At 66.2% G+C, this 12,348-nt stretch carries 12 protein-coding genes; all 12 read right to left on the bottom strand.

Annotated elements, in window-relative coordinates; genetic code table 11:
* Nucleotides 1-34 precede the first annotated feature (34 nt).
* The 12 genes from chvE to WN73_RS30365 all read right to left on the bottom strand — a co-directional run bounded on the left by chvE (nt 35) and on the right by WN73_RS30365 (nt 12,334).
* Complete coding sequence (chvE, locus tag WN73_RS30420; RefSeq protein WP_011085992.1) at nt 35-1,108, bottom strand: multiple monosaccharide ABC transporter substrate-binding protein; 1,074 nt, start codon at nt 1,106-1,108, stop codon at nt 35-37.
* A 72-nt stretch (nt 1,109-1,180) separates the two neighbouring features.
* Entirely contained in the window at nt 1,181-2,059 is an 879-nt protein-coding gene (locus WN73_RS30415; protein ID WP_211433965.1) for an SMP-30/gluconolactonase/LRE family protein, read from the bottom strand.
* Nucleotides 2,059-3,135: an aldose epimerase family protein gene (locus WN73_RS30410; protein WP_060911257.1), complete on the bottom strand. Its 1,077-nt coding sequence runs from the start codon at nt 3,133-3,135 to the stop codon at nt 2,059-2,061. Before WN73_RS30410 ends, WN73_RS30415 begins: the two co-directional genes overlap by 1 nt.
* A gap of 2 nt (nt 3,136-3,137) precedes the next feature.
* Nucleotides 3,138-4,064 carry a Gfo/Idh/MocA family protein gene (locus tag WN73_RS30405; RefSeq protein ID WP_060911256.1) on the bottom strand — a complete coding sequence of 309 codons (927 nt, stop codon included), beginning with the start codon at nt 4,062-4,064 and terminating at the stop codon, nt 3,138-3,140.
* 2 nt (nt 4,065-4,066) lie between these two features.
* On the bottom strand, nt 4,067-4,837 hold the full coding sequence (locus WN73_RS30400) for a FadR/GntR family transcriptional regulator (protein WP_011085988.1): 771 nt from the start codon (nt 4,835-4,837) through the stop codon (nt 4,067-4,069).
* Nucleotides 4,834-5,814, bottom strand: a complete 981-nt coding sequence (yjfF, locus tag WN73_RS30395; protein ID WP_271555950.1) for a galactofuranose ABC transporter, permease protein YjfF — start codon at nt 5,812-5,814, stop codon at nt 4,834-4,836. Before yjfF ends, WN73_RS30400 begins: the two co-directional genes overlap by 4 nt.
* Nucleotides 5,811-6,803, bottom strand: a complete 993-nt coding sequence (locus WN73_RS30390) for an ABC transporter permease (RefSeq protein ID WP_028172174.1) — start codon at nt 6,801-6,803, stop codon at nt 5,811-5,813. The genes yjfF and WN73_RS30390 overlap by 4 nt, the downstream gene beginning before the upstream one ends.
* Nucleotides 6,800-8,344, bottom strand: a complete 1,545-nt coding sequence (locus WN73_RS30385; RefSeq protein WP_271555948.1) for a sugar ABC transporter ATP-binding protein — start codon at nt 8,342-8,344, stop codon at nt 6,800-6,802. The genes WN73_RS30390 and WN73_RS30385 overlap by 4 nt, the downstream gene beginning before the upstream one ends.
* Before the next feature lie 117 nt (nt 8,345-8,461).
* Complete coding sequence (ytfQ, locus tag WN73_RS30380; protein WP_011085984.1) at nt 8,462-9,427, bottom strand: galactofuranose ABC transporter, galactofuranose-binding protein YtfQ; 966 nt, start codon at nt 9,425-9,427, stop codon at nt 8,462-8,464.
* Nucleotides 9,428-9,833: 406 nt separating this feature from the next.
* The gene (locus WN73_RS30375) at nt 9,834-11,006 is read right to left on the bottom strand and encodes a fumarylacetoacetate hydrolase family protein (protein WP_271555946.1); all 1,173 of its coding nucleotides are present in this window, start codon (nt 11,004-11,006) and stop codon (nt 9,834-9,836) included.
* A gap of 114 nt (nt 11,007-11,120) precedes the next feature.
* Nucleotides 11,121-12,098, bottom strand: coding sequence for a HEAT repeat domain-containing protein (locus WN73_RS30370; RefSeq protein ID WP_271555944.1), 978 nt, complete (start codon nt 12,096-12,098; stop codon nt 11,121-11,123).
* Between the two features lie 2 nt (nt 12,099-12,100).
* Nucleotides 12,101-12,334, bottom strand: a complete 234-nt coding sequence (locus WN73_RS30365) for a 4Fe-4S dicluster domain-containing protein (RefSeq protein WP_011085981.1) — start codon at nt 12,332-12,334, stop codon at nt 12,101-12,103.
* Between the last annotated feature and the right edge of the window lie 14 nt (nt 12,335-12,348).

The raw sequence follows: 12,348 nt of genomic DNA, 5'->3' as shown, positions 1-12,348 counted from the left end.
TACGCATCGCCCCGGAATGACGGAACAAGAACGTCTACTGGAACTGCGATTTCTTGTAGTAGCCGCTGTCCACCAGAACCTTCTCCCAATTGTCCTTGTAGACCACGACCGGCTTGAGCAGATAGGACGGAACCTTCTTGACGCCGTTCTCATAGGTGTTGGTGTCGTTGACCGTGACCTGCTTGCCGGCGAGCGCGGCGTCGACCATGTCGGCGGTCACCTTGGCGAGATCGCGGGTGTCCTTGAAGATGGTCGAATACTGATCGCCGCGCAGCATCGCCTTGATCGAGGGCACCTCGGCATCCTGGCCCGAGATGACGGGCATCGGCTGGTCGGCGCTGCCATAGCCCACGCCCTTCAGCGAGGAGATGATGCCGATCGAGAGGCCGTCATAGGGCGACAGCACGGCGTTGACCTTCTTGTTGCCGTAGTAGGCGCTGAGCAGGTTGTCCATGCGGGCCTGCGCGGTGGCGCCGTCCCAGCGCAGGGTCGCGACCTTGTCCATGCCCATCTGGCCAGACACGACGACGAGCTTGCCGCTGTCGATGTAGGGCTTCAGCACGCTCATCGCGCCGTTGTAGAAGAAGTAGGCGTTGTTGTCGTCGGGCGAGCCGCCGAACAGCTCGATGTTGAACGGACCCTTGCCGTCCTTCAGGCCGAGACCCTGCACGAGCGACTCCGCCTGGAGCACGCCGACCTGGAAATTGTCGAAGGTCGCGTAGTAGTCGACGTTCGGCGTGCCGCGGATCAGGCGGTCATAGGCAATCACCGTGATGCCTTTTGCTTTCGCCTGCTTGAGCACGTCGGACAGCGTGGTGCCGTCGATCGCGGCGATCACCAGCGCCTTCGCGCCCTTGGTCACCATGTTCTCGACCTGCGAGAGCTGGTTCGGGATGTCGTCCTCGGCATATTGCAGGTCGGTGTTATAGCCGCGCTCCTTCAGCACCTTGACCATGTTGTTGCCGTCGTCGATCCAGCGCGCCGACGATTTGGTCGGCATGGCGATGCCGACGGTCGCCTTGTCCTGCGCGGAGGCGGTGACGCCCGCGGCCATCGTCGCAGCGCCGGCCAGCGCCAGCGCGAGGAATGTCGTCTTCAGTTTCAGCATGCTTCACTCCCTTGGGTGTCAGACTGTTTTTCGTGTCGTCGAGAACGTTCGTCGTGTGCGGCTCCGAGCCTCCTATGCGAGCTTGACGTCGGGCTCCGCGCGACCGCGCGCGGATGCCTCCAATAAAAACGTGCAGCCGGCTTGCGGATCGGCAGCGCGTGCCGCCGCGTCCATATCCTGCCAGGCCGAGGTGACGAGGAGACGCGACAGGTCAGGGCCGACGAAGGCCGGGCAGCTCGCCTGCCTGGCCGGCACACTCAGCGAGCGCAGGCGCTCGCCCTGCGGAGAGTAGACGTCGATCCGGCTCGCGCCCCAGCACGCATTCCAGATCTGCCCGTCGGCGTCGCACACCGAGCCGTCGAGGCCGCCGATGCCGGTGTGGCGGAGCAGCACCTCCGGCTCGCCGCGCGGCAATCCGGTCGCGGGATTGAGCGGGACGGCGTAGAGCATGGCGCGCGGGGTGTCGGTGAAATAGCCGGTCGCGCCATCCGGCGAGAAGCAGATCGAGTTGGGAATGCTGATGCCGGGAAACAGCGTCGAGATCTTGCCGCGATGGAGCGCGTAGATCGCGCCCGCCTTCGGCTCGGCCTTCTTGCCCATGGTGCCGATCCAGAACGTGCCGGACTGGTGCACGCGGCAATCATTGGAGCGCGTCGTGGGATTGTCGGCTTCGAGCGGGCAGAACAGCGTCATCGCGCCGTCGGCGAGACTGCGGATATAGAGGCCGTCTTCCGCGACGATCAACTGCCGATCGGCATCGATGCGTCCGAGCGCGCTCGCCATCCGGCCGAGCGCGTGGACGCGGATGCCCCCGCCGCCGAGATGCGCCTCGAACAGGCGTCCTTCGCGGATATCGAACCACCAGGCGGTATCGGTGGTGACGTCATAGGTCGGCCCTTCGCCGAGATGACATTGCTCGGCGGAGAGCACGGAGGTCGGCACTTCTTCCATCATGGCGCCCTCACTGCAAAGCGATAGACGGTGTGATGCCGGTAGATTCCGCCGGGATCGAGACGCGGGCTCGGAAAATCCGGCCGGTTCGGCGCGTCAGGCCAGATATGCGGCTCCAGGCACATGGCGTCCGATTGCCGGATCAGCTTGCCGCCCTTGCCCGAGATCGTGCCGTCGAGATAGTTGCCGGAATAGACCTGGATGCCGGGCTGATTGGTGAACAGCTCCATGATGCGTCCCGAACGCGGCGCCTCCAGCCGTGCCGCGAGCGCGAGCTTGCCGTCGCGGCCGAGGCAGTAGGTGTGGTCGTAACCCCTGCCGCTCTGCAATTGCCGATCGTTTTCGCGGATGCGCTCGCCTACGGCATGCGGGTTGCGGAAGTCGAACGGCGTGCCGACAACGCTGCGCGGCGGCTCCGGCAACGGAATGGCGGTGGGATCGATCGCGAGGAAATGCTCGGCTGCGACCGTCAGTCTGTGGTCGAGAATGGACGTGCCTGATGTCGCGCCTTCGAGATTGAAGAAGCTGTGGTTGGTCAAATTGACGATGGTCGGCCGGTCCGTCCGCGCCTCCATCATCAGCGACAGCTCGGCGGGGCCGGTGACGCGATAGGTCAGGCGCACATCGAGCCGGCCCGGATAATTCTCCTCGCCGTGCGGGCTCGTATAGGTGAGCGTCACCGCGGGCTCGGCGCCCTCTTCGATCCCGGCGATCGCCCAGAGCTTGCGGTCGAACCCGTCGAGGCCGCCATGCAGCGCATTCGGGCCATTGTTGACGGGAAGCTGCACCGTCTCGCCATCGAGCGAGAACTGTCCCCTGGCAATACGGTTGGCGTAGCGGCCGACGGTTGCGCCCAGGAATTTTCGTTCGGCGAGATAGCCGGCGAAGGCGTCGTGGCCGAGCACGACATCGTCGTAGCCGCCCTTGGCGTCCGGCGCGATCAGCGCCTGGATCACCGCGCCATGGGTGATGATACGGGCTTCAAAGCCGCCCTCGCCGCGCAGCACGATGCGCTCGACATTGCGGCCGTCCGGCAGCGTTCCGAAGACGTCTTTTGTTATTTTTGAGCCAGCCATATTCAGTCCACAAACGGTTCGACGATCGTGCGCCTGCCGAGCAGGAAAGAGTCGGCAACGAGACGCAACGGCGCCAGATCGACATCGCTTGCGCCGGTCGCCGCGAGTTCGACAAAGCGCCGGTACAGCTCGCGATATTCCTGATCGGGCGCCTCGGCAATGGCCTTGCCGTCGACAGCCATCCGACGCCCGCCGCCGGACAAATTCATCCGGCCCTGATCGGTTTCCACGAGGATATCCCAGCTCTGCGGCCCGGTCTGGCGGAAGTCGAATTCGGCGGTGACCGGCAGGCCGCCGATATCGGTCAGCGTCAGGTTCGCGGCAATCGGGGCCTGGCAGTTGGCCGGAAAGGCAAGCTCGGCCGCGGTGACGAACACCGGCTTGGGCAGGATGCGGGTCAGGATCGACAGCGCATTTATGCCGGGATCGAACACGCCGAGCCCGCCCGGCTCCCAGATCCAGGCCTGGCCGGGATGCCAGACGCGGACGTCTTCCTTCCAGTTGATGTGCACGGACTTGATCCGGCGTGTCGCCAGCCATTCGCGGGCCGGCTCGACCGCCGGCGCATAACGCGAATGCCAGGTCGCAAACAGCGTGCGCCTGGCATCGGCCGCCATCGCGATCAGCGGATCGAGCTCGGCAACGCCGGTGCCAGGCGGCTTCTCCAGCATGACGTGCTTGCCGGCGGCGAGCGCCGTGGCGGCCTGGGCGCGCCGCACCTGCGGCGGCGTGCAGAGCGAGACCGCGTCGATCGCCGGGCCCTTCTCCAGCAGCTCTTCGATGGTGGCAAAATGCGGCAGCTCCGGCAGCGAAGCATTGCGACTGGCAACAGCCGCGAGAGTCGCGCCCGGTACCGCCGCGATCGCACCGACATGCTGGTCGCGCGCGATCTTGCCGAATCCGACGATGGCAATGCGAAGGTCGGTCACGCTTATTCTCCAGTATCGGCTGACGGCAGCACCTCGGCCGGGGCGGTCTCGATCACCGTGTCCTCGTGGCGGCTCATGCCGTTGTGAATGACAAAGACCATGGCCTCCGATGCCGCCTCGGCATCGCCGGCCGCGATCGCGTCGACGATCTTCTGATGCCAGAGCAGCACGGCGTCGCGGTCCTCCGGCTCGACCGGGGCGCTGAGCAGGAACGAGGCGCGCAAGGCGGCTTCGATGACATGCCCGATCGAGCGCATGAACAGATTGCCGGAGGCCCGCGCCACGGCAACGTGAAGCGCGAGGTCGGCATCGGCAAAGCCCACCGAGTCGGAGGCTTCACGCCGCATGCGCTCCATGCTGCGCCGGAGCTCGGCGACGTCCTCCTCGGACCGCTGCTTCGCTGCGAGCTCGGCCGCGCGCGGCTCGACCGCCAGACGGATCTCGGCGAGGTCGTTGAGGAAGCGCTTGTCGATGCCGGCGTCGAGATGCCAGGCCAGGACGTCGGCATCGAACATGTTCCAGGCCGCACGCTCGCGCACGACGGTGCCGACCCGGGCCTTGGTGGTGAGCAGGCCCTTGGCCACCAGCGTCTTCACGCTCTCCCGCAGCACCGGCCGCGACACGCCGAACATCGCGATCATCTCGGCATCGCCAGGCAGGCGTGTCCCCTCCGCGTAACGGCCGGCGATGATGTCGACGCCGATCGAGCGGGCCACCTCCGCGTGATTGGAGTGGGCCCGGCGCGTCGGGATGACGACAATGCGCGAGGTCATGTGGCAGCTCCCGCACTCTTGGCCGCGGGCCGGCGCGCGAGCGCGACCAGCCCCTGCTGCAAGGCGATGAAGGCGAACAGTAGCACGCCGGTCGCGATCTTGGTCCACCAGCTCGACAGCGTGCCGTCGAAATTGATGTAGGTCTGGATCAGGCCCTGGATCAGCACGCCGAGGAAGGTGCCGATCACCGAGCCCTGCCCGCCCGTGAGCAGCGTGCCGCCGATCACGACGGCGGCGATGGTGTCGAGCTCGACGCCGACGGCGGACAGCGAGTAGCCGGCGCTGGTGTAGAAGGAGAAGACGATGCCGGCGATGCCTGCAAGCAGGCTCGACAGCATGTAGATCTTCACCGTCATCTTGCCGACCGCAACGCCCATCAGGCTTGCGGTGCTCCGGCTGCCGCCGAGCGCATAGACATTGGCGCCGAACCTCGTGAGATGCAGCAGCAAGGCGCCCCCGATCACGATCACGAGCATGATGATCGCAATCGCGGTCAGCCGCCCGCCGCCGGGCATACGCAGGGCGAAGTCCGACACGGTGGAATAGACCGGCGCGGTGATCGGGACCGACTCCGTCGAGAGCAGGAAGCTCGCGCCGCGGGCCAGGAACATCCCCGCCAGCGTCACGATGAAAGGCGGCAGATCGAAGACATGGATGACCGCGCCCATCGCCGTACCGAACGCCGCCGAGAGCGCGAGGATGGCGACGAAGGCGACCAGCGGCGGCACGCCCCAGCGCTCGATCGCGAGCGCGACGAAGACGGTGGTGAAGCCGATCACCGAGCCGACCGACAGATCGATGCCGCCGGAGATGATGACGAAGGTCATGCCGGTCGCGACGATGCCGAGAAAGGCGTTGTCGGTGAGGAGATTGCCGACCACGCGGGTGGAGGCGATGTTGGGGAATTGCATGGCGCAGAGCGCGAAGCCCGCGACGAGCACGATGGCCGTGATCAGGACGGGCGGCAGGCCTTTCATGCTTTCGCCCTCCGCAGCCGCGCCGCGATACCGGCAAGCCCCGAGAATTTCGGCGATTGCAGCAGCAGAACCGCGAGCACGACCACCGCCTTGACCAGCAGATTGAACTCCGGCGGATAGCCGGACAGCAGGATCCCGGTGTTCATGGTCTGGATGATCAGCGCGCCGAGTACGGCCAGAACGAGGCTGAAGCGGCCGCCGAACAGCGAGGTGCCGCCGATCACCACGGCCAGGATCGCGTCGAGCTCGAGCCAGAGGCCGGCATTGTTGGCATCCGCGCCCATGATGTCGGCGGCCGCAATCACGCCGGCCAGCGCGGCGCAGACGCCGCACCAGACATAGACCGAAAGAATCATCGCGCGGGTGCCGACGCCGGCAAGCTCGCTCGCCCGCGCATTGCCGCCGGTCGCCTCGATCAGGAGCCCGAGCGCCGAGCCGCGCACCACCGCGCCGGTGAGGATCAGCATGCCCAAGGCGATCGCGACAGGCACCGGCAGGCCGAGGATGGCACCATTGCCGAGCCAGACCAGGTCGGGCGAGGAAAACGTCACGATACGTCCCTCGGTGATGAGCTGGGCGATGCCCCGCCCCGCCACCATCAGGATTAGCGTCGCCACGATCGGCTGCATGCCGAGCACCGCGACGAGAAAGCCGTTCCACAATCCGCAGACGAGGCCGGCACCGAGCGCGGCCGCCAGCACGATCGGAAGCCCGTGGCTGTCAGCGAGGCTCGCCGCAATCGCGCCCGAGATCGCCATGATTGCGCCGACCGAGAGGTCGATGCCGCGCGTCGCGATCACCAGCACCATGCCGAGCGAGAGCAGCGCCACCGGCGTGCCGCGGTTGAGCACGTCGATCAGGCTGCCGAACAGACGGCCGTCCTGGAGGCGCAGGTCGAAGAATTGCGGCGACACCACGCGGTCGACCGCGAGGATGACGATCAGTGCGAGGATCTGGGCAAGGCCGCGGCGCGGCAACAGCGCTATCATGCCCGCCCCTCATGCGCTGTGGCGGCGCCGTCGGCCGCGATGGCCGCGAGAATGTTGCCGACGTCGATCGCCTCGCCCGCGAGCTGCTCGATATGGGCGCGGTCGCGCAGCACCACGACCCGATCCGAATAGGTCACGATCTCGTCCAGCTCCGAGGAGATCACGAGCAGAGAGAGCCCTTCGTCGCAGAGCTCGCGGATCAGGCGGATGATCTCGGCATGCGCGCCGACGTCGATGCCGCGGGTCGGCTCGTCCAGCACCAGCAGCCGCGGCGAGGTCGCGAGCCAGCGCGCCAGCAGCACTTTTTGCTGATTGCCGCCGGAGAGCAGGCCCACCGGGCGCTCCGGATCGGACGGACGGATGTCCAGCATCCTGACGTAGCGGCGCGCGATCTCGTCCTGCTCGCGGCGCGACAGCGGCCGATGCAGCCCGCGTTTGGCCTGGAGCGCCAGCACGATGTTCTCGCGCACGCTGAGCTCGGCGACGATGCCGTCGGTCTTGCGTTCCTCCGGGCAATAGCCAAAGCCGTGGCGCACGCCGTCGCGCGGCGAGTGCAGCCGCACGGGCGCGCCTTCAACCTTCGCCTGCCCGCGATCGGCGCGCTCGGCGCCGAACACCAGCCGCGCCGTCTCGGTGCGGCCCGAGCCGAGCAGGCCGGCGAGGCCGACGACCTCGCCATGGCGCAGCTCGAGATTGAACGGCGCGACATAGCCGGATTTGCCGTAATTCTCGAAGCTCGCGCAGATCTCGCGCGCCTGATGCTCGCGTGTCGCCGCCCGCGCGCCGGTGGTCTCGGCCAGTTCGCGGCCGAGCATCATGCGGATCAGCTCGATCCGCGGCAGCGAGGCGGTCTCGCGCTCACCGACCAGGCGGCCGTTGCGCAAGACGGTGATGCGGTCGGAGATCTCGTAGACCTGATCGAGAAAATGACTGACGAAGACGATGCCGATGCCCCGTTTCGCCAGCTGGCGCATGATGCCGAAGAGGATCTCGACCTCGTGACGGTCGAGACTCGCGGTCGGCTCGTCCAGGATCAGCACGCGCGCGGACAGATCCACGGCGCGCGCAATCGCGGTGACATGCTGCACGGCGACGGAATAGCTGCCGAGCGGCGCTGATACGTCGATGTCGAGGCCGAACTCCGCGAGCAGCGCTTTGGCGCGGCGGCGCATCTCGCCGTCGCGCACGATGCCGAAGCGCATCGGCTGACGGTCGAGAAACAGGTTCTGCGCCACCGAGAGATTCGGCAGCAGATTGACCTCCTGGTAGACCGTGGCGATGCCGGCCTGAAGCGCGGCCTTGGCCGAGCGCGGCGCGACCTCCTCGCCACCGAGCCTGACGATGCCGGCGTCGCGCGGGAATACGCCGGTGACGACCTTGATCAGCGTGGACTTGCCGGCGCCGTTCTCGCCGAGCAGCGCATGGATCTCGCCGGCGCGAAGCGTGAAGTCGACCTCCTGCAACGCACGCACAGCGCCGAAGCTCTTGCTGATCCCGCGCACCTCCAGAAGGGGCGGAGCAGGATCGGGGCTGTTCTCCATAACGACGTCACTCCCACCGGCGTCCGCTGATGCTGCGGACACCCAGCCTATTCGTTCGCGCAGCGGTGCCGAAGGGGGTGCCGGACCACAAATGGGCGGTCCGGCACGGCGCCCGCCTCAGTAACCGAGGCCCTTCTTGCTGTCGTAGATCTTCTGCGGATCATCGGCCGCGGTATAGAGCTTGGACTCGGTCTGGATCCACTTGGGCGGAACGGTGCCCTTGTCCTTGAAGGCCGCGATGGCATCGAGTGCGGGGCCCGCCATGTTCGGCGTCAGCTCGACCGTGGCATTGGCTTCGCCGGCGGCCATGGCCTTGAAGATATCGGGAACCGCGTCGATCGAGACGGTGAGGATCTCCTTGCCGGGCTTGAGGCCGGCTTCCTTCATCGCCTGGATCGCGCCGACCATCATATCGTCGTTGTGCGCGTAGACCGCGCAGATCGACTTGCCGCCGCCTTCGGCCTTGATGAAGCTCTCCATCACTTCCTTGCCCTTGGCGCGGGTGAAGTCGCCGGTCTGGCTGCGCACCACTTTCAGGTTCGCGTGCTTGGCGATGGCAGTGTCAAAACCCTTCTTGCGGTTGGCAGCGACGCTGGCGCCGACCGTGCCCTGCAATTCGACGATGTTGCAGGCCTTGCCGCCGACGGTCTTGGCCAGCCAGTCGCCGGCGACCTCGCCTTCGTGCACGCTGTCTGACGTGACGGCGGTCAGATAGAGTTCCTTGCCGGAGGGATCGATGTCGCGGTCGAGCAGCACGACCGGGATCTTGGCCTCCTTGGCCTCCTTCAGCACCGAATCCCAGCCGGTCGAGACGACGGGCGCGAGGAAGATCGCATCGACGTTCTGCGCGATGAAGGAGCGGATCGCCTTGATCTGGTTCTCCTGCTTCTGCTGGGCGTCGGCGATCTTGAGATTGACCTTGCGCTTGGCGGCCTCCTGCTTGGAGACCGAGGTCTCGGCCGCGCGCCAGCCGGATTCCGATCCGATCTGCGAGAAGCCGATGGTGAGCTCGGCGGCATTCGCCGGCAGCGCGAGCAGCAACGCGGCCGTGGCGCTGGCTGCAAAGAGGGCTTTGAGGATCATCAGGCGTGTCTCCCAAGAAGTGATCTTGTGTTTATCTCAGGCGCCGATTGGTAGCATGGCACCTGCGGACCGTCCTTTGCGGGCGGCGGGAGGCACTATTTCACGGAAGATCGGTTCCGACTAGTCATATTATCTGACTATTTGGAGGAAACCGCGCGTTGGCGGACTGGGTGGCTCTATGACACACCCAGCGCGTTTTTGTTCCAGCGATGCAACGAGGAGATGAAGGGGCGCTCCCTCGCCCCGCTTGCGGGGAGAGGGTTGGGGTGAGGGCGCTCGCAATGACGACGTGTGGAGCTCGGCATAGGTCGACCAAATCGACTCGCGGAGACTCCCCCTCACCCGGAATTCGCGCTTCGCGCAAATTCCGCCCTCTCCCCGCAAGCGTGGAGAGGCGAAAAAGAAGCTAGATCAGCTTCCGCTGCGCGAGGTTCTTCATCAGCGCACCGATGCCAAACGTCCACGGCTCGCACTCGTCGCTGGTGCGCATGCGGTTGACCAGCTTGCCGAGCTGGGGCGCGGCGATGGTGACGATGTCGTCGCGCTTGTGGGTGAAGCCCTGCCCCGGCGCATCGCGGTCCTTGACCGGCGCGAACATGGTGCCGAGGAACAGCACGAAGCCGTCAGGGTATTGATGGACCTTGCCGATGGTCTGTTCGACAAGGTCGGTCGGATCGCGGCTGATCTTGCTGATCGAGGAATGGCCGTCGAGCACGAAACCGTCGGTCCCCTTCACGTTCAGGCTGATGTCGAGCTTGCGCGCGTCGTCGAGCGTGAAGGTGTCGTCGAACAGGCGCAGCAGCGGGCCGATCGCGCAGGAGGCGTTGTTGTCCTTGGCTTTCGAGAGCAAGAGCGCCGAGCGTCCTTCGAAGTCGCGCAAATTGACGTCGTTGCCGAGCGAACCGCCGACGATCTTGCCGCGGCTCGAGACGAACAGCACGAGCTCCGGCTCGGGGTTGTTCCAGGTGGACTTCGGATGCAGGCCGGCGTCCATGCCGGTGCCGACCGAGGACAGGGTCGGTGCCTTGGTGAAGACCTCGGCATCGGGACCGATGCCGACCTCGAGGTACTGGCTCCAGGCGTTCTGATCGATCAGCACCTGCTTCAGGTGCATCGCCTGGTCGGAGCCCGGCTTGAGCTTTGACAGATCGTCGCCGATCAGCCGCGTCACCTCTTTCCGGATCGCTTCGGCCGAGGCCGGATTGCCCTTGGCGCGCTCCTCGATGACGCGCTCCAGCATCGAGATCGCGAAGGTGACGCCGGCCGCCTTCAGGGTCTGGAGATCGACCGGCGCGAGCAGCCACGGCTTCCTGGGGTCACGTCCATCGGGGGCCGTATTGGCCACGATGGCGTCGAGATCGCCGATGCGCTCACCCCCGGTCGCGGCGAGCGCCTTGGCCGGATTGTCCTCTTCGCAAAGCGCGCTGACGGTCGGAAATTTGGCGGTGACGTCGAAGACACCGTCGCCGCGCACGGCGACCACGGCCGGACCGTTCGCCTGCGGCAGCCAGACGCGGCCGACCAGCGTCCCCTTCGTTCCATCTTCGGGGAGAAGGTCTCTAACGGACAGTGTCGTCATGGCCGGCGTCCTCGCTGTTTTTCGGACCGGCCGCGTTCGAACGGCAGGCCGATCCCATTGGCGAAGACCAATAAACGTCTGGCAGGGGAAGTCCAGACCGGCAGCGAAGAGCCGCTATGCCCCTGCGCGCGCTTTGCGGGCCGCGATCTGCTGGAGTGCCCAGCGTGCGTTCTTGCGGACATCAGGGTCGGCATCGTCGGCGATGACGGCGAGGAACGCCTCGCCGTCGGGATGGGCGATCTCGCCGAGCGCGGCGGCCGCCTCCTTCCGCAAATTGGCCTGGTCATGGTTGATGCAATTGCCGATCGGGCGCACCGCGCGCTCGATCTTCATCCTGCCGAGGCTGCGGATCGCCTTCAGCCGCACCTGCCAGAATTCGTCGCCAAGCGAAGCCACGAGCTGGTCTGCGGCGAGCGAGCCGTTGACGTTGAGGCCCAGCGTTTCGGCCGCCATCTCGCGCACCATCCAATCGCTGTCCTTCAGCGCGCGCGTGATCGTCTCGGCGGCCGGCTTCATCTGCGAGAACGCCAGCGCACTCACGGCGGCGCGGCGCACATGCGCATCAGGGTCGTTGATCAGCGCGGTCAGCGCCGGGATGGATTCTTCCAGCTTGAGGAAGCCGATCACGCCGATCGCCTGCACGCGCACGGCGGCGTCCGTGTCCTGGAGCGCTTCCAGCGCCGGCTTCAGCGTATCCTTGGACCGCAATTCCTTCAGCGCGCGCAGCGCGCCCATGCGGACGAAGGCGTGGGCGTGCTTGACCAGCGGCAGGATGATTCCGGCACAGGCCGGATCCTTGAACTCGGCCATGCTGTCGGCAGCGGCCGACGCCACGATTCTCTCAGGGTCGACCAGCAGCTTGACCAGCGCGCTCGCGGCCTCCGGCCCGTCGAACTCGCCGAGCGCCATCGCGACCTGCTGGCGTACGCCGGCATCGGGATCTGCGACCATGTTGGCGAGATGCGCAACCGCCGCCGGATCGCCGGAATGGCCGAGCGCGATGATGGCGACGCGGCGCTCGGCGGGATCGGCGGCCTGAAGCCGCTCGTCGGCGTCTTCGAGATCGTCGTAGGATTCGAACGGGCTCGACATGATCACCTCAACAGATAGGGAATGTTGACGGTGACGGCGCCGGTCGGGCAATCCGCTTCGCAGGGCATGCAGTACCAGCACTCGTCATAGGCCATGTAGGCCTTGTTGGTCATCTCGCTGATGCGGAGCACGTCGAGCGGGCAGACGTCGACGCAGACGGTGCAGCCCTTGTCCGCGATGCATTTGGCGTCGTCGACGACCACCGGAACCGATGTCTGATAGGACGCGAGAGGCATTTTATGTCTCCTGT

It is taken from the genome of Bradyrhizobium sp. CCBAU 45394, from assembly GCF_028128655.1.
GTDB lineage: Bacteria > Pseudomonadota > Alphaproteobacteria > Rhizobiales > Xanthobacteraceae > Bradyrhizobium > Bradyrhizobium diazoefficiens.
Note: the sequence above shows the minus strand (reverse complement) of the source record. Positions and strands in the feature narration are given on the sequence as shown.